Annotated in this window: 23 protein-coding genes and 1 tRNA gene; 3 read left to right on the top strand and 21 right to left on the bottom strand. The window is 64.5% G+C overall.

Annotated elements, in window-relative coordinates; all coding sequences use genetic code 11:
* Positions 1–3: 3 nt before the first annotated feature.
* Positions 4–3,231 carry a type I restriction endonuclease subunit R gene (locus tag ACWELJ_RS07085; protein ID WP_452365262.1) on the top strand — a complete coding sequence of 1,076 codons (3,228 nt, stop codon included), beginning with the start codon at positions 4–6 and terminating at the stop codon, positions 3,229–3,231.
* A 191-nt stretch (positions 3,232–3,422) separates the two neighbouring features.
* Here ACWELJ_RS07085 and ACWELJ_RS07080 read toward each other — a convergent pair whose 3' ends face one another.
* From ACWELJ_RS07080 to ACWELJ_RS07005, 16 genes are all read right to left on the bottom strand, one after another.
* Positions 3,423–3,608 carry a hypothetical protein gene (locus ACWELJ_RS07080; RefSeq protein WP_452365261.1) on the bottom strand — a complete coding sequence of 62 codons (186 nt, stop codon included), beginning with the start codon at positions 3,606–3,608 and terminating at the stop codon, positions 3,423–3,425.
* Positions 3,609–3,795: 187 nt separating this feature from the next.
* The gene (locus ACWELJ_RS07075) at positions 3,796–4,365 is read right to left on the bottom strand and encodes a hypothetical protein (RefSeq protein WP_452365260.1); all 570 of its coding nucleotides are present in this window, start codon (positions 4,363–4,365) and stop codon (positions 3,796–3,798) included.
* On the bottom strand, positions 4,338–4,547 hold the full coding sequence (locus ACWELJ_RS07070; RefSeq protein WP_452365259.1) for a hypothetical protein: 210 nt from the start codon (positions 4,545–4,547) through the stop codon (positions 4,338–4,340). Before ACWELJ_RS07070 ends, ACWELJ_RS07075 begins: the two co-directional genes overlap by 28 nt.
* Positions 4,547–4,942, bottom strand: a complete 396-nt coding sequence (locus tag ACWELJ_RS07065) for a hypothetical protein (protein ID WP_452365258.1) — start codon at positions 4,940–4,942, stop codon at positions 4,547–4,549. Before ACWELJ_RS07065 ends, ACWELJ_RS07070 begins: the two co-directional genes overlap by 1 nt.
* Positions 4,942–5,550 (bottom strand): hypothetical protein, encoded by a 609-nt coding sequence (locus ACWELJ_RS07060; protein WP_452365257.1) that lies wholly within the window; start codon positions 5,548–5,550, stop codon positions 4,942–4,944. The genes ACWELJ_RS07065 and ACWELJ_RS07060 overlap by 1 nt, the downstream gene beginning before the upstream one ends.
* A gap of 58 nt (positions 5,551–5,608) precedes the next feature.
* Positions 5,609–5,944 carry a hypothetical protein gene (locus ACWELJ_RS07055; protein WP_452365256.1) on the bottom strand — a complete coding sequence of 112 codons (336 nt, stop codon included), beginning with the start codon at positions 5,942–5,944 and terminating at the stop codon, positions 5,609–5,611.
* A 2-nt stretch (positions 5,945–5,946) separates the two neighbouring features.
* Positions 5,947–6,414: a single-stranded DNA-binding protein gene (gene ssb / locus ACWELJ_RS07050; RefSeq protein WP_452365255.1), complete on the bottom strand. Its 468-nt coding sequence runs from the start codon at positions 6,412–6,414 to the stop codon at positions 5,947–5,949.
* A gap of 172 nt (positions 6,415–6,586) precedes the next feature.
* Positions 6,587–7,492, bottom strand: coding sequence for a hypothetical protein (locus ACWELJ_RS07045; RefSeq protein WP_452365254.1), 906 nt, complete (start codon positions 7,490–7,492; stop codon positions 6,587–6,589).
* 41 nt (positions 7,493–7,533) lie between these two features.
* On the bottom strand, positions 7,534–7,977 hold the full coding sequence (locus ACWELJ_RS07040) for a hypothetical protein (RefSeq protein WP_452365253.1): 444 nt from the start codon (positions 7,975–7,977) through the stop codon (positions 7,534–7,536).
* Positions 7,974–8,840 (bottom strand): terminase gpP N-terminus-related DNA-binding protein, encoded by an 867-nt coding sequence (locus tag ACWELJ_RS07035; protein ID WP_452365252.1) that lies wholly within the window; start codon positions 8,838–8,840, stop codon positions 7,974–7,976. Before ACWELJ_RS07035 ends, ACWELJ_RS07040 begins: the two co-directional genes overlap by 4 nt.
* Positions 8,837–9,013 (bottom strand): hypothetical protein, encoded by a 177-nt coding sequence (locus ACWELJ_RS07030; protein ID WP_452365251.1) that lies wholly within the window; start codon positions 9,011–9,013, stop codon positions 8,837–8,839. The genes ACWELJ_RS07035 and ACWELJ_RS07030 overlap by 4 nt, the downstream gene beginning before the upstream one ends.
* Positions 9,010–10,971 (bottom strand): hypothetical protein, encoded by a 1,962-nt coding sequence (locus ACWELJ_RS07025; protein ID WP_452365250.1) that lies wholly within the window; start codon positions 10,969–10,971, stop codon positions 9,010–9,012. The genes ACWELJ_RS07030 and ACWELJ_RS07025 overlap by 4 nt, the downstream gene beginning before the upstream one ends.
* A gap of 112 nt (positions 10,972–11,083) precedes the next feature.
* The gene (locus ACWELJ_RS07020) at positions 11,084–11,854 is read right to left on the bottom strand and encodes a hypothetical protein (RefSeq protein WP_452365249.1); all 771 of its coding nucleotides are present in this window, start codon (positions 11,852–11,854) and stop codon (positions 11,084–11,086) included.
* Positions 11,851–12,081 (bottom strand): hypothetical protein, encoded by a 231-nt coding sequence (locus ACWELJ_RS07015; RefSeq protein WP_452365248.1) that lies wholly within the window; start codon positions 12,079–12,081, stop codon positions 11,851–11,853. Before ACWELJ_RS07015 ends, ACWELJ_RS07020 begins: the two co-directional genes overlap by 4 nt.
* On the bottom strand, positions 12,078–12,242 hold the full coding sequence (locus tag ACWELJ_RS07010) for a hypothetical protein (protein ID WP_452365247.1): 165 nt from the start codon (positions 12,240–12,242) through the stop codon (positions 12,078–12,080). The genes ACWELJ_RS07015 and ACWELJ_RS07010 overlap by 4 nt, the downstream gene beginning before the upstream one ends.
* A complete protein-coding gene (locus ACWELJ_RS07005; RefSeq protein ID WP_452365246.1) occupies positions 12,239–12,466 on the bottom strand; it encodes an excisionase family DNA-binding protein in 228 nt (75 codons plus the stop codon). Before ACWELJ_RS07005 ends, ACWELJ_RS07010 begins: the two co-directional genes overlap by 4 nt.
* A 127-nt stretch (positions 12,467–12,593) precedes the next feature.
* Here ACWELJ_RS07005 and ACWELJ_RS07000 point away from each other — a divergent pair, with 127 nt between their 5' ends.
* The gene (locus tag ACWELJ_RS07000) at positions 12,594–13,334 is read left to right on the top strand and encodes a 2'-5' RNA ligase family protein (RefSeq protein ID WP_452365245.1); all 741 of its coding nucleotides are present in this window, start codon (positions 12,594–12,596) and stop codon (positions 13,332–13,334) included.
* Here ACWELJ_RS07000 and ACWELJ_RS06995 read toward each other — a convergent pair.
* Positions 13,327–14,625: a hypothetical protein gene (locus ACWELJ_RS06995; RefSeq protein WP_452365244.1), complete on the bottom strand. Its 1,299-nt coding sequence runs from the start codon at positions 14,623–14,625 to the stop codon at positions 13,327–13,329. The genes ACWELJ_RS07000 and ACWELJ_RS06995 overlap by 8 nt on opposite strands.
* Positions 14,626–14,870: 245 nt before the next feature.
* On the opposite strand from ACWELJ_RS06995, the gene ACWELJ_RS06990 reads away from it, so the two are divergent.
* Positions 14,871–15,899, top strand: a complete 1,029-nt coding sequence (locus tag ACWELJ_RS06990; RefSeq protein WP_452365243.1) for a tyrosine-type recombinase/integrase — start codon at positions 14,871–14,873, stop codon at positions 15,897–15,899.
* Positions 15,900–16,125: 226 nt separating this feature from the next.
* On the opposite strand, the gene ACWELJ_RS06985 is transcribed toward ACWELJ_RS06990, so the two are convergent.
* The 4 genes from ACWELJ_RS06985 to ACWELJ_RS06970 form a co-directional block, all read right to left on the bottom strand.
* Positions 16,126–16,197 (bottom strand) — tRNA-Val (locus ACWELJ_RS06985).
* A 59-nt stretch (positions 16,198–16,256) separates the two neighbouring features.
* Complete coding sequence (locus tag ACWELJ_RS06980; protein ID WP_452365242.1) at positions 16,257–16,721, bottom strand: peroxiredoxin; 465 nt, start codon at positions 16,719–16,721, stop codon at positions 16,257–16,259.
* Between the two features lie 122 nt (positions 16,722–16,843).
* On the bottom strand, positions 16,844–17,266 hold the full coding sequence (locus tag ACWELJ_RS06975) for a DUF3052 domain-containing protein (protein WP_452365296.1): 423 nt from the start codon (positions 17,264–17,266) through the stop codon (positions 16,844–16,846).
* Between the two features lie 187 nt (positions 17,267–17,453).
* Positions 17,454–18,017, bottom strand: coding sequence for a hypothetical protein (locus ACWELJ_RS06970; RefSeq protein ID WP_452365241.1), 564 nt, complete (start codon positions 18,015–18,017; stop codon positions 17,454–17,456).
* Positions 18,018–18,166 lie beyond the last annotated feature (149 nt).

Raw genomic sequence — 18,166 nt, 5'->3', positions numbered from 1 at the left:
GCAATGGCAGCACCTGATAGCACCCGCGAGGCGGCATTTGAGACCGAGATCGCGGAGTATCTCGCGGCGCACGGCTGGGAGTACAGCGAGACTGATGTTGGCTACGACGTGAAGCGGGCTCTCTGGCCCGAGGACGTGGACTGGTGGCTGTCCGAGACGCAGCCCGATGAGTACGCCAAGGTAGTCAGGGTCGGCACCGCGGCAGAGCAGGTGGACCGTGAGGCGCTGCTGGACTCGCTTGTGTCTCGGTTGGACATGCCGATGAGCTCGGGCGGTGGCACGCTGAATGTGCTTCGGAGGAAGTTCTCCCACACTCGCGGCGCGACTGCTCACCTGCGAATGTGCCAGTTCAAGCCCGCGACCACGCTGAATAGGGAGGTCGCCGAGCACTACCGGAAGGTGCGGCTGCGGGTGGTCCGCCAGGTGCACTTCTCGCCGAAGCGTGGGGATTCCCGTTCGATCGACCTGGTGTTCTTCGTCAACGGACTGCCGGTGGCGACATGCGAGCTGAAGTCGTTCTTCAAGCAGCAGTGGCGCAGTGCAGTTAGTCAGTACCGCACGGACCGGGCCCCGGCGGGACAGCCGCTGCTCGGGTTCGGTACTCGCGCATTGGTGCACTTCGCGGTCGACGATGACCAGGTCCACATGACCACGAAGCTCGCGGGCGAGAAGACCTACTTCCTGCCTTTCAACCGAGGGCACGAGGGTACGGGTGCGGCTGGGAACCCACCGAACCCGAACGGTGCCGCCACGTCCTATCTGTGGGAGCAAGTGTTGCAGCGGGACAACTGGCTGGCCATCCTCGGTTCGCAGATATTTTTGAAGACCGAGACTGATGAGGATCCCGCCACGGGGAAGATCAAGCGGTCCACGACGTTGATGTTTCCGCGTTACCACCAGTGGCGCGCGGTGAAGAAACTCGTGCAAACGATCACCGAGGAGGGTCCCGGTCGCCGGTACCTGATCGAGCACTCCGCTGGATCGGGCAAGACGAACACGATCGCGTGGACCGCGCACCGGCTTGCCCGGCTTCACGACCAGGCGAATGAAAAGGTGTTCGACAAGGTTCTCGTCGTCTCCGATCGCCGTGTCCTGGACGCGCAACTGCAGCAGGCCGTCGAGCAGATCGACGACTCCGTCGGCACCGTCGCGGTCATTGATTCCGCGGCCGTGCGCCGTTCGGGTGGCTCGAAGTCCCGGGCGCTGCTGGATGCACTAACGGGGTCGTCGCTGATCATCGTGGTCACCATTCAGACGTTTCCCTACGTGAAGGGTCTCTTGGAGACCTCGTTGGGTGATCGGAACTTCGCGGTGATCGTGGACGAGGCGCATACCTCTCAGTCCGGGAAGACCGCCGCGGATTTGAAGAAGGTCCTCACCGACGGCCAGGTATCAACTGAGGAGCAGGTCGATACCCAGGATGTTGTGAATGAGCTGGTAGAGGCTGACGTCGTACGGGAGAAGCAGATAGCCGCTGAGACCGCCGCCCGCGCCGGTGCTGCGAACGTGTCGCTGCTGGCGTTCACCGCGACGCCCAAGGCCAAGACGAAGATGCTCTTCGGCCGTCAGGACGATGACGGGAAGCCTGTGTCGTTCGACGTCTATCCGATGCGGCAGGCAATCGAGGAAGGTTTCATCCTCGACGTACTGCGCGGCTACCAGACCTATAGAACCGCCTTCGAGATCGAGCAGCGCGGCGAGAAGGGCGTCGTCACCTCCATCACCGGCGGCGCTGGCACTGTCGATGGCGGGGATCGTCTGGTGGATCCGAAGGTTGCGACCCGGAAGATCATGCGGTTCGCGACCCTGCACCCGACCAACGTCGGTCAGAGGGTCGAGATCATCGTCGAGCACTTCCACGCAAACGTCGCCCACCTCCTCGACGGGCACGCCAAGGCTATGGTTGTAACCGACTCGCGACAGGCCGCGGTCCGCTACAAGGTCGAGACCGACAAGTACCTGAAGCAGAGACGCTACGGGTATCAGACGATCGTGGCGTTCTCGGACAAGATCAGCGACGATGAGTACGGGGTGGTCGATGCCACCGAGGCATCGATGAACCCTGGTCTAGGCTCGGATCTGGCCCGTGAGTTCCGTCGCCCCGAGTATCGATTGATGCTGGTTGCTGACAAATTCCAGACCGGGTTCGACCAGCCGCTGCTGTGCGCCATGTACGTGGACAAGAAGCTCCCGGATGTCCACGCGGTCCAGACACTCTCGAGGTTGAACCGCACCTACCGGGCACCTTCTGGTGAGGTGAAGGACCGTACGTTCGTCCTCGATTTCGTCAACGACCCGGCAGAAATCCAGGAAGCGTTCCTCACGTATTACCTTGAGGCGCACGTCGAGACCGCCACGGACCCCAACCTGGTCCATCGGCTCGCGGCGAAGCTCGCGGAGGCGCGGATCTATACGCCTGCGGATGTCGAACATTACGCCGAGGCTTGGTGGGCCCCCACCCAGTCGCACGCTGCGCTGGCGGCGGCGGTCACGCCAGCCCGTGACGAGTTCGCTGGCCGGTGGGCCGAGGCAGCGGCCAAGCAGGATCAGCAGGCGCTCGATGATCTGCGAACCTTCCGCAAGGACTGTGGTTCGTATGTTCGCCTGTATGACTTCATGTCCCAGGTCGTTGACTACGGCACTAGTGACCTGGAGAAGCTCGCAGAGTTTCTGCGCCAGCTGACAAGACTGCTTCCCATTGATGAGCCCGGTACCGACGTCGACGTATCGGGGCTGGAGTTACGACGGGTCCATCAGATCAACCTGGGCAAGGCCGATATAGGTCTATCCGGAGACCAGCCGACACATGCGCTGCGGGGGATCAGCGGGGTCGGATCACGGGCATCGCGTCAGGACCCGGAGCAGGAGCTCCTGTCCGACGTAGTAGCCCGCATCAACGCGCTGTTCGGCTCCGAATTCGCCGACTCGCAGATCGAAGGGTTCGTGGTGGCCGCTGCAGGGATGGCGGGGGAAGACCCGCGCATTGCCGAGCAGATCGACCACAACGCGCAGGACCAGTTCCTGTCTTCTCCCGACCTTCGCGAGACGTTGACTGACGCGGCCGTGTTGAACGAGGGCGCGTTCGGGAAGCTCACAGGCGCGCTGACGGGCGACAACGACCGTGCAGACGAGCTCATCCGAATCATCGGTCAGTACCTTTACCAGTCGCGTCGGCTCCGGGTGACCGACGAGGCTACGCTGGGGGACCTGAACACAGCTCCAGACGACTGACCCGTTAGCGGGTCGCGGACCGCACAGCCATGAAGAACGCACATCCGGCAGTTCGAGTCGTTCGGCTGACCGTATCGGTCCTGGTAACCCACGCCCGTCGGGTCTCCTGATAGAAAAATAGGGCGGAGCCCGTGCCTGGCTGTAACAGGCACGGGCTCCGCTTTATCAATATCCGGTTATGTCCGGAGCGTTCAGTTGAACAAGGTCAACTGGTTCTGGTGGGCTTTCCGGTCGCAGTCTTCCCGGTAGGTTCTGGCCAGCCGCTGCACCTTGTACTTCGGTAGGTCGAAGTTCACGGTGATCGCGGCCCAGCTGGCACCTCGGTCGTACTGTTCCTGGATCTCCCGCCCGAGCCGTAGCTCCGTTCGCCGGCTCATCCGTTTTCTGGCCTTGGCCATGACCGAACGCCTCAACCTTCGTAGGCGTCGAACCGTTGGCACTCGCCGTTGTCGATCTCGCACCCCGCCGTCGTGCAGTCATCGCACAGTGTCGTGGTGGTGGCTGTTCCGACGACGATGTCGAAGCAGTCCCGGCATCCGCACCACCGGTAGCACGAGGCCGCGGTCATGACCGTGTCTCCTGCTGCTGGTCGTCATCGGCGTCGTTGCCGTGGCGGCGGAGTGGCTCGGTGCCCCAGGTCTCGTAGAGACCGCATTCGACGCACCAGGCCAGCCGGAATCGATCCGGATCCCATTGCGACACCGGCAGATCGACCATGGCCGTACCACACAAGCAGTTCGGCACCGTCGCTTCCAGGTCGATGGGGTGGGGTTCGTACGGTTCCCAGTGACCGCACTCCGAGCAGTGCCACACCACCATGATGCGGTTCTGTCCGGTCCCGAACGCGGCGCCCAATCTGGTCGGGAAGACGTCCATCGGTTCGCCGCAGCACATCATCGGTTCGACCCGATCGATGCGCGTCTGAGAGTTCCATGCCTCGGGCATTGAACCGCCTCGTGACATCCACCTGTCCAGGCCCTCAACGGCTTCGGTGAGGTCGAACAGGATGCGAACCGCCGCGTTCTGGTCGTAGACGACCTGCCCAGCAAGGCAGTCACCCTCTGCGATCAGCTCCCTGATTCGGGTCAGTGCAGTGTTGGGATCCATCACGCCCTCCCCGCGGTCCGGGCCCATTCCCACTCCCGGGGCAGATATCCACCCTGAGACAGGGAATGATCCAGCGCGGCCACGCCGGCGGCGAGGTCGATGAGGATGCGGACTGCTTCGTTGCAGTCGTAGTCCCGTTTCCACAGCCCCAGTTCGTCTTTGGACTGGAGCAACTGCCGGACCTCGGCCAGTGCGACGTTCGGGTCCATCACAGGCTCCCGACCGCCGACTGATCCGGGCACAGGTCGTGCTGGGCCTGGAGCGCACCGAGATCCCACTGCAAGCACTGCACCTGATCGAGCAGTTCCTTGCACTCGTCCTTCAGTTCGTCGCGTTCCTTGATCAGCTCAGCCACCCAGACGGCGTGCGCCGTCGCGTCGGCAACAACGGGTTCGCTGTCGACGACCTGAGCACCGTCCTGGAGGGCTTCGGTGACCGCGGCCATCAGTTCCACCAGACCCGGGCGCGGCAGTTCGGCCGTGACCGAACGGTACTCACCGCCGAGGGCGTAGAGGAACGTGAACCGGAAGCGCGCTCCCGGGTTCATGGCGACCATCAGCCGTCCGTAACGGTCGGCTCGTGCGGCGAGGGTGTGGCGGCCCATCACGCCACCTCCCCGATCTCCGGGACGACCGCGGTCCGGACCGGAGTGGCCTGGTGGCCATCGGCTGGATGGGTGTCGTGGACCCACCAGATGTCGATTCCGTTGTCCAGCAACTCGATCGCGCCACCGCACAGTCCACACGGGACGGCTTGAGCCTGGATGGGCTCATGATCGTTGATGGAGAACGGTTCGTGGGTCCACCAGTAGTCGTTCCCGTTGAACACCAGCATGATCCGGCCATTGCAGCGGCGGCAGCGAACCAAGTCACTCTGGGGCGTCAGCACGGTGCCGTCCACGTTGACGGGCGCCGCGTCGCCGACCTCGTTGTCGATGACGCCGGAATTGGGGATGCCTTCGAACCTCACGATCGCCGCGGTCAGCTTGTCCCGCAGGGTCCGGGCCTCGGTGAGCGTGAGATCGGCGAGCGCGCCCTCCCAATCGGGGTCCAGGTGCCAGCGGATCTCGATGTCACCGCGGGTGTCCTCGGCGGGCAGCAGTTCGACCGTCGCATCGGGCATATTGTGCCAATGCAGCTGGATCGATCCAGAGCCGCCGCGCCCGTACTCACCGTTGGAGGTAGCCGTCGCCTGCGAGTGCAGATACGCCATGATCAGATTCCTTTCTGGGTGTTGTGGTGAATGGCGTTGTGGCACAGGAGGATGTTCATCAGAACTCCTCCAACGGCCGCGCGTTCGGGCCGAAGTAGCGCGGGAACCCGTTCGGGGACGGGTCACGCATCCAATCCGGCACCGAGTCCTGACCGTCGTTGCTGGTGAACGACTCGCAGTGCTCCAGCGTCGTGATCAGCGCCTCGGCCAGCGCGGCGGCCTCGACGAGACTGAGGTATGCCTGTACCCCGGTGTCGGGGTCGGGCTGCCACGCGAGGACGACCGCTGGGTCGGACTCGCCCAGGTCCAGCACCACGTTGGTGGGCAGTTGGTGCCAGTGCTGGGTCGACTTCTTGCCGTTGGGCTCCTCGGCCCGGCTCAGTGCGCACGCCATGATCAGGCCACCTCATCCGCGCTCGGCTGGAAATCGCTGAACGGGTCATCGCTGACACCGGGAGCGTTCCCGTCCTTCGGATTCGGCCGCCCGCCATTGCGGTTCTTGGACCGGACCGGTCTGGCCACCGCGTATTTCAGCGACGTCCCTACCTCGTCGGCCACCAACTCCATGACGGTGCGCTTGACGCCGTCGCGGTCGGTGTATTCGCGCTGGGACAGCTTCCCGACCACGATCACCCGATCCCCCTTCGACAGGGAATCAGCGACGTGCTCGCCGGCCTCGCGCCACTGGGTGCAGCGCAGGAACAGCGCGGCACCGTCCTTCCACTGCTTGGACTTCGAATCGAAGACCCGCGGGGTGGAAGCGACCGTGAAGTTGACCACCGCGTCACCCGTGTCATTCATGAAACGGACGATCGGGTCGGCGGTCAGGTTGCCAATGATGGTGAGAGTCGTCTCTCCGGACATGTCATAACTCCTGAAAGTTGTTGAAATAATTCAGATTCCGAAACAGTGTTCGGTGAGGTTGTCCAAGCCTCAGAGATGTGATGCCGGAGCATCACGGGCGTTGCAGCTGTCGTATAGCGGTTCCTCCATTTCTGTGTTGTTGTTAAAAACCCTTGGGGCACAGCCGGTTCTGCTATGCCTCGGCCTGCATCCGCGCGGCCCACTCCGCCCACACAGCCTCCGAGCGACCCTGTTCTGCGGCGGGCCGCGGCGCCGGGGAGTCCTGCTCGGGCTCCGCGGCGGCTTGCGGGGTCATCGGCGTGCCGTGGCCCTGGTCGGCCTCCGGACTCTGCTCCTGCCGCTGCCCGGCTTTGGGGCGGGGCTTGTGGGTCTCGCGGAACGCGCCGTGCCCGTTGGTCGCGATGGCCGGGGTCTGCTGTGGTCGCAGTTGGCTGATCTCGCCTTCGAGGCGTTCCAAGCGCCCGGCGAGGTCATCGAAACGGCGGGCGTTGTCTTGCCGCAGCTGCGCGATCTCGGTGCTGGTCGGCTGCCCGGCGGCGGCCGTGGTGTGGGTGAGGCGTTCGCGGTGCTGGTGCACTCGCTGCTCACTCGTTGCGGCGGCCAGGCGGGCTTGCACCGCAGCGTCGCTCGTGATGGGTTCGAACACGTTGCGGGCGATCGGCTTCGACGGATCGCCATCGATGCCGTCGAGTGCCTGCATGATCTGGCCGCGTTGCTCGGCGGTGAGCACGGTGTCGTGGATGGTGTGCTCGATGCTGGCCCGTAACCCGGACAGATAGGCGGCGCCGGTGGCTTGTTCCTCGGCCGAAGCGCCGGCCACAGCATGGGCCTGGGCGGCACGGGATTCGCGCTGGTAGTCCTCGGTGCGGGCCTGGTACCAGTGCTGGGTGGTGTTGATTTCGTGGGTGAGGGTCTTCTGGGCGTCGCGCAGTTCGGTGACGAACTGCTTGTAGTCGGCGCGGGACAAGCGGATCGATCCATCGGCGCTGGCGCGTTGGATCCGCTGCAACAGCTGCAAGATCAGTGCCGCCAGCTGGGGCCAACTGCGGGCCAGTTCATCGACTTCGTTGCCGGACATCAGATTTCGTTCCTTCCTCAAATGGGTGAGTGATCGGGTGATCAGGCGGTGGCCTCACCGGCGGTGGCGGTACGGCGGCGGATGGCGGCTGTGCGCCAGGCCCGCCAGCGGGCGCGGGCCGGTCGGGATTGGGTGAAGCAGAACCGCGACGCCGCAGCGAAGGCGCTGCCCCCGTGGGCGGCGACGGCGTGGGCTGCGATGGTCGCGTCAGGGCGACCCAGACTGATCCACGCGCCGTACCCGATCCAGCCCACCAGCCACACCACCAGCGGGACGGTGGCCGCCGCCGGTGCACCGGACACGGTGATCACCCACATCAGCGGGCCCGTGATGGCGATCGCGGCCAGGAACGGGCGTGCACCCAGGGCCTTTCGGCGGGCTCGCGTCGCCCAGGTGGGGCGGGTCAGTTCGGCGTGTTTGATGCCGGAGGACTCCATGAGCGCTTGCAGCTCACCATCCCAATCGATGCCCTTGTTCGTGCTCATGCCAGAACTCCTTGATGGTTGTCGTGATGGTTGGTTTCGAGCCCGGACAGCCAGTCAGCGTCGCTGACCGTGCTGGCCGTCTGGTCTTCGGTGGCCGCGCAGGTGTCCGCCCCGGTGGACAGGTAGCGCCGGACGGTGCGTTTGCTGACTGCGAGCTCGGAGGCGATCCGCGCATGCGTCCAGCCCTGGCCGTGGAGTGCACGGGCACGCTCACGTCGAATGGCCGCCTCGCTGTCCTCCCCGCCGTCCGGGCTTCCGGTGGCGGTGTCCGCTTGTCCGGACACCAAGGGCGCCCTTTCGATGGCCGGGCGGATGGGTTCGTGCAGTGCTTCGATCTGGGCCGCGAGCGGAATCTCTTGCGGCGCTGTCGGCTTCGGTGTGGCTGCTGGAATCGGTCGTGCCAGCAGGTGAACCGCGTCGCTGCGCCGGTTCGAGTCGGCGACGGGCGGGGTCAGGGACAGGAGCGCGAACCCGCAGACCACCATCAGTCCGTCGAGGGTGAGGGGACCGAATTCGGCGGCGGGGTGCCCGTATCCCCAGGCCAACAGGACTTCTCGCACGTGGCTGTAGGAGATCACCGCGGATCCGAACGCGACCGCGCCGGCCCCGCCGAATCGTGCGGCGGTCCAGGCGGGGCCGCGTCGCCACGCGACCCGCGCCAAGACCTCGATGCTCAGTAACAGGCCGATGGGCCAGATCGCGGCCCCGAGCCGGGCGGCGATGACTAGCGCCACCCCATCGGGCATGCGGACCGTCGGCAGGTAGGTGTGTAGGACGTTGGTGGCCACCGAGGTCAGCGACCCGAACACGAACCCGGTGCGCGCCACCAACTGGCCGCGCGGCTTGTCGATACGGGTGGTCATCGTGTCCACCCCTTGTCCGCGCCGTTGTCCGGGGTGGCCTCGGTGGTGTCCGCCTCGGTGTCCGGGCCGGACACGCGACCCTGAGCTGTCCGGCCAGGGCGGTCAGTGTTGTTGTGGCGGTGGCTGTTCTGGGTGGCCGCGTAGGCGGTGATCGGGCGCAGGTAGTCGGTCATGCGACCTCACCGCCCTCGCCGTCGAACCCGAAATCAGCGCGCCGGGCCCGCCCGGAATCCAGATCCCGCACCGCCCGCAACGGCACCCGCGGCTGCATATTCCGCGCCCACCGCTCTGGATACGGATCCACCGGCAACTCGGTGATCTCGTCCAAATCGACCGGGACCACATGCCCCCATTGGGCTTTCAGCGCATGGACCCAGACGACATCGCCGCGGTCGAACTCGGCCAGCCGGTTCGGATCGATGAAGAACGTTTCCCGATTGCCCAAGGTCCCTTCATCACCGACGCGCCCGCCCTTGGAGTGCCGCGAGTTTTCGGTGACCGGTCGGGTCCCGAACACCTCCGACACCTTCCCCGCGCCCTCCAGCGCCATCAGCAGCGCTCCGGAGGGGCATGCCTCCATCAGGCGGCGGCGCTCGTCCTGGGTTTGGCCTAGGCCGTACTGGTTCTGGGCGGAGAAGATCGCGACCACGCCCATCCCGAGTAGCCGTTCGGCGATGGTGAATTGGTTGATGCCGCCGGTCTTGTCCGACACCGCCGACATCTCATCGACGATCAACACGATCTGCCGGTCATGCTCCCCACACGCGAACTGCGAAATCAGCGTCGTGATCGCGGCGACCTGAGCACGCGCGTATTCACCGCGCACGGTGCCTGGGGTGGTGGCGTAGATGACGTCGAAGCTGTCGAGGGAGCGGCCGCCGTCGAAGCCCTCGCCGATGGCGTTGAAGATGTTGCGGAACTTGCCCGCCACATCACCGACCGCGGGCGGCTTGTTCTGCTGCAAATCCGCAATCTCGGCCAGGATCGCGTCATGCCCGGCCCAGGCGTCCTTCAACCACTCCAGGCTCAGGCGCTGCTGGAAGTCGTCCTTGCTGGTCGGCTTCCCACCCGGCGCGGTCACCGCCAACTGCACCACCCGGATCCGGTTCTGCTTGAAGTGCTCCGCGCCCGCGTCGGTGGCCTGGACCGGGTTGATCATCGACTCCAACGTCGCGCACTGATCCTCGGCCGACATGTCCCACAAATCGAACCGATTCGTGATGGGCCACAACGCGATCCGCTCCGGCCGCACCCCCTGCCGATGCGCGATCTTCACCACCTGACGACCCGTCGCCAACCCGGGCTTACCGCCCTTGCAGTCCAAGAAGATCAGCAGCGGGCGCTTCTCCCCGGTGCGCACGTAGCGCCGCCAGTAAGCCTCGTACAGGGCGGTGCCCAGGCGGATCTGCATGGTGGTCTTGCCGGCCTTCTGCGACTTACCCAGCACGATCATGTGCCCGAGACCCTCGATCGGGATCTCCAACTTCGCCGACCGCTTCTGAATCAGGTGCGTCACCGTCGTCGGCTGCGTCGCATCCGTGCGCTCCGACAGCGGCCCGAGCACCACCCGGTTGTTTAACCAGCCCGTGGTCAGCGGCGCACCGTATTTCGCGGCCCGCCGCGCCGCGCGCGCCTGCCCGTGCTGCTGACGGCGCAACAGCCGCCGCGTCTTCCATGGCGAGTCCACACCCTCGGTCCCCAGCCGCGACAGGAACCGCGCCCGATACACCGCGGCCACACCCCACGCCAACGGCAGGCACCCCGCCGTCATCGCCACCAGTGCACCGGATCCGGGCCCCGACGCCGTCAGCACGTGCAGGCCCTGCCACCACAGCCGCGGGGCCGCGAACCAGGAGTTCGTGAGCACCATCGCCCCGACCGGCAACACCACCGCGCCGAGCGCGTAGTTGCGGACCTGGCGGGCGTCCCAGCGCCGCCAGTTCGCGAACCAGTTCATCGCGACCGCGACCGCGGCGACGAACCCGACGCCGAGCAGGAACGCGCCCAGGAACGCGAGGACCTCGGTGACGCTGGAGAAGTGCAGATGCCAGTCCGGGGCCCGCCAGCCACCGGGAAGCTCGGAATTCTCGAACCGGTCCGGCGAAGGTGTCTGCGGGGCAACCGAACTCACCACCAGCTGTTGCGGTGACGCGGGTACGGGTGCCGCCGACGTGAGCCCCGGGGTCGGGATCGCGGTGGGGCCGCAGTCATGCGGGGTGATCAAGGGAACGCAATCGGTCATCTCAGCTCACCTGCCCTCGCGGCTGCATGCCACGCGCGATCGTGGCGTCCAGGTCATGGATTTCGAGATTCGGCAGCCGATCGACGTTCTGGTTGTGCGCAATCCGCGTCGCGGCCGTCTCGACCGCGCGCCGCAGGCCCTCGCCGCGCACGAAGTACACGACGCCGGCCAAGTCGTTGCGGTCGGCCGCGTCCAGCGCCGCCGAAATCGCCCGCGTCAGGCGGCCGTCGCCGAACTTGCGCGACAACTCGACCTCGACCGCCCACACCTTGTCCGGATCGGCGAAGTCCCGGAACCAGCCGTCATGAACGTGAACCTCGGGCCGTCCGGACTCACCCCGGAGCCGCCGCCGCAACAGCCGCTCACTCGTCCACATCCGCGGATCGGTATCCAGACCGGTCAGCGCCAACCGCAACTCCGTGACCGCGGTGAGGTGCGCGGCCGTCGACGGTTTCGGGGTCCACTCCCCCGGGTCGAATTCCAAATAGCCCCAAGCGGTCGCGCGGGTGAGCGACAACCACAGCGGACCGTGCGGCACCACGGCGGGCTCGTCGAAGGTCGTCGAGTTCCGCCACGGCCCGCGGGACCCGTAGTCGACCCGGGCCACCTCGGCATGTCCGAGCTTTTTCAACCGGCGCGCGAAATCCGATGCCGCCCGCGGGCCCCGGCCCATCGCCCGGGCCACCGTCTCGAACGACAACCCGTACTGCTGGGCGATGAACTCCTCCAGACGGGTCTCCCACGCCTGCAACCGAATCTGCGGCTCACTCATCGCGTCACCGCCTCACGCGGGCACTCACGCGGCCACACCGCCACCTGCGCCGTCCCCGGCGCCGGACAGGTCACCACCGTCGACGGCAAGCCCTCCCGGGAACCGAACAACAGCACACCCAGGTACACACCTGCGGCGAAGACGAAGCCCAGCAGAACCAGGATCGCGAACCCGAGCGGAGACACCGTCGACCGATCGCGGTATCCGGTCATCAAGTAGTCGTTCATCGCCGACCACCCCGCCGCCGCCCGAACGGGCCCCGAGAAGACCAGACGACTCCGACCAAACCGACCAGGAACACCCCAACCAAGAGCAGGATGGCCACCTGGGGCACGAAGATCGCGAGCGCCAGCACGACGAACAGCAGCAGAAAGGAAACCCGAATCATGCCGCACCGTCCGAGAAACTGACCGGAACAGGCTTGGCCACCGCCAGCAGCTCACTGCGTTCGACGCGGAGCAGCCTCGGTCCCATCCTGTACGCCGCGAGATGACCACCGTCGATCCATCGCCGGATCGTCTTGATGTCCACCTTCGCCAGCGCGGCGGCCTCGCGCAGACTGATCAACTGGCCGGTCGGGGCCCTCATGTCCCCGGTTTGTCGCTGTGTCATGAATGTGCCTCCTTTGACGGGCATGGCGTGAAATGCCTTGCCACATCAGAAAACTCGCGAACGGAGGCCCAGAACACGGCACATCAACCGGCACACGGAACACAGACAGCACACGTAGGCTGAGGCGGTGCCGGACGGACAGGACTCGAAACAGATGATCAGAGATGCCCGATCGGGGTCATTCCCCGAATCGCTACCGACTTCCCTGTCAGACCGTCGGTCGATCTGCGAAAACGACTGGAGCGCTTTTCGCAATATCAAACATACGGTTGACCACTGGTCTCGGAACGAATGGCCCTCCGGACGGGAGGCCTTCTACTGGTACTTGACTTTTCGGAATCCGGAACTGATTGACCTGGCACAGCTCTGTCAGAATTCCTTGGAGTCCGACGGTTTTGATTTAGTTCCCCTCGATGGGCTACATATCACCATTTTGAGGATCGGTAATTATGGCGAAATTTCGCAAGAAGATATCCAGGCCATAGCGGATGGAGCCAAGGCCGGTTTAAGCGATATCGACCCTTTCGACCTAACAGTCGGACCGCTGGCCGGATCCCGCGGCGCAGTGCGATTCACGGTTTCTCCATGGACAGAGTTGTTCCGGCTACACCGGATTCTCGAAGCGGCCACCCGTAAGGTTCTTCCAGATCTTCCGATCGCGAGCACCCAGAGATTCCGGCCGCACCTCGGAATCGGTTACAGCAACCGCCAGCAGGAAGCCGCTCAGCTCATTAAGCAAGTTGCATCCCTCCGGGACGCAACTCCGGTCACCGTGCAAGTTGACGCCGTTAAGCTTGTTCGACTTCGTCGCGAACCCCACGCCTACCATTGGGAAGACGTAGCGACACTCGCCCTGAAACCTAGCTAGCCTGGGCAGGCGAGGAGAAGTCACGAACACGATCAGACCAATCGCGAAGTACCTCTTGGTAGTCCCGCGCTTCCGAAGCGTCGAACGATTGGGTGGCAGTGCCGAACTCATGGGCACGCTGCCACACCGAACGGATAGGCCGTTCTTCGGAGAAAGTCAGCGCCTCGGCCCCCAAGTGAACAGCCTGCTCGACATTCGGGCTGGTGGACTTGACCAGTGCGGTGGCGATATCCAGTCGGACCAGCGAGCGACTCCATACTGAATCAGAGCCGTCGACAAGCGATTCCACCTGATGACCGTACTGGAGCGTCTTCTCGTAGTTGCCAACCGACAGGTACGCCGTCGCGATGTTCGCGGCGAGCCTGGCTTGGCTGTAGGGCTCGAAGGTCAGCGCGGGCGACAGCCCATCCGGAACTGGCAGGATCTCCGCGAGGGCGTTCGCTTGTTCAACCGCGGCATGAACCCCATTGAGGTCGCCGATCTTGCCCAATGCGCGCGCTAATCCATTGGACAACAGGCGGATTGCCTGCGGGCCTTCAGGCGCGAACTGAAGCCCTTCCTTAGCCAGCGCAACCGCCATACCGTACTTGCCCATGTAGTAGGCGCAGAAGCTCTCGGTGCCCTTGACCCAAGCCTGCAATTCCGGATCTTCGATCAGCCCTGCCACATGGAATGCTTCCTTGGCGTACATCCTGGCCAGAGGGAATCTCCCTCGGTTCACCGCCATATAGCTCAGCATGCCGGACAGCTTGGCCCCCAACCCGTATAGGCGCTCAAGCTGTTTCGGGTGCTGGCGCTGCAACGTGAGCTCATGAATGCGCCGTCGCAAGGCGATAACTTGAGGAGCTAGTCGTCCCGGGCCTTCGACCTCATATCGGTCGATGATGTCCTCCAGAGCGAAATCAACGATCTCCAAAACCGTATCGTCGACATCGATTTCACCCAGAACCTGAAGCCGCTCGGTGATCACCAGTGGGCTCTCGAATGACTCGACCAGTGCCAGAGTGGGTTTCCGATCGAGCTTCACCCCCGGATATCCGATATCCGCCGGACTTAGATCGCGCTTGACCAACTCACTCAGCACATTCAGCATCACCGCACAGGTTCGCGGCTTCGGCTCGGCAGTCACCCCGGTCCGATACTTCTGGATGTTCGAGTGCGAGGTCTCCAGCACCTCACCACCGTCGAGACGGCTAGCCTCCTGCATCCGGTTCGCGAGCCCATGGTTCTTGACGCCGGCCTCCTCCATGACAGCCATCAGCTTCATGTTCGGTTGCACGACTCGCGCCATAGTCGGAACACCTCAATCCCCACCGCGAACGGTCCTTCAAATCAGTATACGTCCTCAAATGTCCACTGAGACAGCATTTTTCGAGTCAACCACAGTGTTGCTGGACGATAATGGTTCACAGAAGCCGACTCTCCATGACCAACGATCGAACATCTCAAAGGGGGTCTGACATGGGATGGGCTCAAAAACTCCCCAGTGGGCGGTACAGCGGTCTCTACCGCGACTCCGCGGGCAAGGTTCGCCGAGTGCCAGGCACCTTCACCACAAAGGCAATCGCGGAACGCAAGGCCACCGTGAAGGAGGATGAGGTTCGCGAAAGCAAGTACCACCCACCGGAGATGATGACGTGGAACGAATGGCGTCCGCGGTGGACGCTCCGGCGCGTAGTCGACGAAGGCACCCAGAAGATCGACAACCACCGGATGGACAAGCATCTGGCCCCAAGGTGGGGCACAGTGATGCTGGCCGACATCACCCAACCCAACATCCAAATGTGGGTCGCCGACCTCCGAAAGACGTTGGCACCCACCAGCGTTGACAAGTGCTACCGCCTACTCAGCTCCTCACTGAAGTCGGCACTCAAGGCCAAACTCATCCCTGAGAATCCCTGCCACGACATCGAATTGCCCAAGCCCGGACCAACTCCCGAACGCTATCTCGAAGATGATGAGGTCGCAGCACTCCGCGCTCCACTCGATGAGTTCGACCAACTCATCGTGGATGTCCTCGTCGGCACCGGCATGCGGATGGGAGAGGCACAGGGCCTCCATCGCGAGCACATCGACCTCAAACGGAAGACGGTCAGCATCGAGTGGGCATGGGACAAGGCCGCCAAGCGGATGAAGGCCCCAAAGGACCATGAGCGCCGAGTAATCCCCATCGGCGACAACCTCACCAAGATCCTTGCCTCCGCGATCAAGAAGACTGGACTCGGTACGCCCGCCCCAGTGCGGTACATCGATGACGGTCGAACCGTGCGTAGCGGGTTGCTGCTGGCGCAGACAGGAAACCGGCCGTTCGACCAAGACAACTTCAGAGATCGGTTTACGGCCGCGGCTCGGGTTGCCTGGGTTGGTGACGGCGAAGACAAACGTCGGCTAGGCGCGGTTCGCCCCCACGACCTACGGCACACCTATGCCGGCCGACTCGTGCGCGCGAAGGTCACCCTGCAACAGGTCCAGGAACTCCTCGGCCACGCATCTGTCCGAACAACTCAGCGGTACGCCAAGTTAGGCGATAGCCAATGGGATCAAGTTCGGGGAGCGCTGAGCTAGCCCAAGCGCTCCCCGGAATTCAAGATAGCGACGGTCACCGACACAGGATTGGCCCGAGCTGACCACCGCCTGCACACCTTCCCGACGCACCCAACTCCACATGCGTCTCATCTGGATGAAGGCGAACAATTAGCTAGCGACGGCTGCTACATGAATGCCAACACGAATCGCCACCACGATCGGCGGTGATACACGAAAACCCAGGCGTGACCTGGGTTTCTGGAAGTGGGCGCAGACGGGATCGAACCGCCGACCGCTGGTGTGTAAAACCAGTGCTCTACCCCTGAGCTATACGCCCCGGACCGCCCGGAAGAGCGGGGTGGGAGTCGGGCCGGACTGGGGAGTCCGGGCGACGGGTTATGAATCTAGTGTGGCGAGGGCTTTTTCCCAAGCTGCCTGGTCACGGGGCTCGCCGGGGCCGTTCATTTCGGCGAAGCGGATGATGCCGTCCTTGTCGACGACGAAGGTGCCGCGGTTGGGGTAGCCGGATTTGGCGTTGAAGACGCCGTAGGCCTGGGCTACCTCGCCGTGGGGCCAGAAGTCGGAGAGGAGGGGGAAGGTGTAGCCCTGTTCGGCGGCCCAGATCTTGTGGGTGGGCGGGGGGCCGACGGAGATGGCCAGGATTTCCGCGTTGTCGTTCTGGAACTTGGGGAGTTCGTCGCGGACCTTGCACAGTTCGCCCTGGCAGATGCCGGTGAAGGCGAGGGGGTAGAAGACGATGAGGACGTTCTTCTCACCGCGGAAGCTCGACAGGGTGACTTCCTGGTTGTTCTGGTCCTTCAACGTGAAGTCCGGTGCGGGCGTACCGATCTCGAGCGGCATGCGTTCCCCTCCATCCTGATGTGGCGGCGCGGCGTGCGACGCGGCGCCGCGTGCGACCCGGTGGATCGGACCAGCCGATCCACCGGGTGCACCCGGTTCACCGAAAACCTTAGTGGAAGGCCTCAGCGCTGCTTGGAGGGTGTCTTGGGCTGGGTGAGCTTGGTGCCCGTCCAGGTGCCCAGGGAGACCGGAGTGGTCGAGGTGAGGCCCGCGGGGGTGGCCGACTCGGCGATCTCACTCGGATCGACATGGCCGGATTGACCGGTCTTGGGCGTGAGCACCCAGACGACGCCGTCATCGGCGAGCGGGGTGATCACATTGAGCAGTTCATCGACCAGGTCACCGTCACCGTCCCGCCACCACAGCAGCACGACGTCGACCACCTCGTCGGTGTCCTCGTCGAGCAGCTCGGATCCGGTGGCCTCTTCGATATCGGCGCGAAGCGCGTCATCGGCGTCTTCGTCCCAGCCCAGTTCCTGAACCACCATGTCGTGTGAAATGCCAAGCTTCTGAGCGTAGTTCTGCGCGTCCGCCGCGGCGACCACGGTGGTGTCCTCCTCAATTCCCGACAATAGGTAGTTGCAAGCGAACATGGTAAAAGCCCCCAGCGCAAGCCGATCGGCCGAAATCGCACCCTAAATGTCGTATGTGAGACCGCCGGGGCTCAGCGGACAGACCGTTCACACCCCCTCCGACCTGGTCGATCGATCGGGCTCGAGCGGGGAGCGGCGCTCAGGCCGGGCAGGCGTTGCGAACCGCGGTCAACGTGTCGTTGACCTTCCGGCTCGCGTCGTTCAACGGCGCGACCGACGAATTGGTGGTCAGCTTGCGCACCGACGCCGCCAGATCCCGGGCCGCGGACACGTAGTCGGTGAACTTCTGCGCCATCTCCGGCGCCAGGTCCGGCCCCGACGCGGTCACCTGAGCCTCGACCGTCTTGGCCGCGTCCTCGAGGGCCTGGGCCGCGGTGTCGCGCTTGGCGTTCTTGTCGGCCACGCTCACGTCGTTCGCGTCGTGGGCGTCCACGAACTCGTTGTAGCGGTCGACCTGGGTGCCGGTGGTCTTGCGGAACGGACCGCAGTTGTCCGCGGTCGCCTTCGCCTTCGCCGCGGCCGCCTTCGACGAGCTGGCCGCCGCCGCCGAGGTGGCCGCGTCGGCCTTGTACGACGACACCTGAACCTGATTCGCGGTCGCGGTACCCTCGACCGTGTTCGCGCACCCGGCCAGCACCAATCCGGTCGCCACCGCCGCGGACGCGCACAGCACTCCGAACCCCCTCGGGTTCAGCAGCTTCACTCGGTTCCTCCCCGATCCAGCCCGGAAGTCATGGAACCCGTCGCGAGCGGCGCGGTTCCCTGCGCCACGGTACTGGATTTCCGACTGACATGATGACCTGGGCCGCATCATCGGCAAGGATGTGAGATGCGCCCCAACCAATCGTTACG

This window comes from Nocardia sp. NPDC004582 (genome assembly GCF_053602115.1).
The sequence above is the reverse complement of the archived record's forward strand: the minus strand, read 5'-3'. Positions and strand labels throughout refer to the sequence as shown.

What these genes read in the sequence shown, in the direction of transcription:
- ACWELJ_RS07085 (WP_452365262.1), top strand. Translation starts at nt 4, where the DNA reads ATGGCAGCACCTGATAGCACCCGCGAGGCGGCATTTGAGACCGAGATC.
- ACWELJ_RS07045 (WP_452365254.1), bottom strand. Translation starts at nt 7,492, where the DNA reads ATGTCCGGCAACGAAGTCGATGAACTGGCCCGCAGTTGGCCCCAGCTG.
- ACWELJ_RS07035 (WP_452365252.1), bottom strand. Translation starts at nt 8,840, where the DNA reads ATGACCACCCGTATCGACAAGCCGCGCGGCCAGTTGGTGGCGCGCACC.
- ACWELJ_RS06995 (WP_452365244.1), bottom strand. Translation starts at nt 14,625, where the DNA reads ATGGCGCGAGTCGTGCAACCGAACATGAAGCTGATGGCTGTCATGGAG.
- ACWELJ_RS06980 (WP_452365242.1), bottom strand. Translation starts at nt 16,721, where the DNA reads ATGCCGCTCGAGATCGGTACGCCCGCACCGGACTTCACGTTGAAGGAC.
- ACWELJ_RS07065 (WP_452365258.1), bottom strand. Translation starts at nt 4,942, where the DNA reads ATGGGCCGCCACACCCTCGCCGCACGAGCCGACCGTTACGGACGGCTG.
- ACWELJ_RS07010 (WP_452365247.1), bottom strand. Translation starts at nt 12,242, where the DNA reads ATGATTCGGGTTTCCTTTCTGCTGCTGTTCGTCGTGCTGGCGCTCGCG.
- ACWELJ_RS07020 (WP_452365249.1), bottom strand. Translation starts at nt 11,854, where the DNA reads ATGAGTGAGCCGCAGATTCGGTTGCAGGCGTGGGAGACCCGTCTGGAG.
- ACWELJ_RS07040 (WP_452365253.1), bottom strand. Translation starts at nt 7,977, where the DNA reads ATGAGCACGAACAAGGGCATCGATTGGGATGGTGAGCTGCAAGCGCTC.
- ACWELJ_RS07060 (WP_452365257.1), bottom strand. Translation starts at nt 5,550, where the DNA reads ATGGCGTATCTGCACTCGCAGGCGACGGCTACCTCCAACGGTGAGTAC.
- ACWELJ_RS07080 (WP_452365261.1), bottom strand. Translation starts at nt 3,608, where the DNA reads ATGAGCCGGCGAACGGAGCTACGGCTCGGGCGGGAGATCCAGGAACAG.
- ACWELJ_RS07015 (WP_452365248.1), bottom strand. Translation starts at nt 12,081, where the DNA reads ATGAACGACTACTTGATGACCGGATACCGCGATCGGTCGACGGTGTCT.
- ACWELJ_RS07070 (WP_452365259.1), bottom strand. Translation starts at nt 4,547, where the DNA reads ATGGACCCGAACGTCGCACTGGCCGAGGTCCGGCAGTTGCTCCAGTCC.
- ACWELJ_RS07075 (WP_452365260.1), bottom strand. Translation starts at nt 4,365, where the DNA reads ATGGGCCCGGACCGCGGGGAGGGCGTGATGGATCCCAACACTGCACTG.
- ssb (WP_452365255.1), bottom strand. Translation starts at nt 6,414, where the DNA reads ATGTCCGGAGAGACGACTCTCACCATCATTGGCAACCTGACCGCCGAC.
- ACWELJ_RS07005 (WP_452365246.1), bottom strand. Translation starts at nt 12,466, where the DNA reads ATGACACAGCGACAAACCGGGGACATGAGGGCCCCGACCGGCCAGTTG.
- ACWELJ_RS07030 (WP_452365251.1), bottom strand. Translation starts at nt 9,013, where the DNA reads ATGACCGACTACCTGCGCCCGATCACCGCCTACGCGGCCACCCAGAAC.
- ACWELJ_RS07055 (WP_452365256.1), bottom strand. Translation starts at nt 5,944, where the DNA reads ATGGCGTGCGCACTGAGCCGGGCCGAGGAGCCCAACGGCAAGAAGTCG.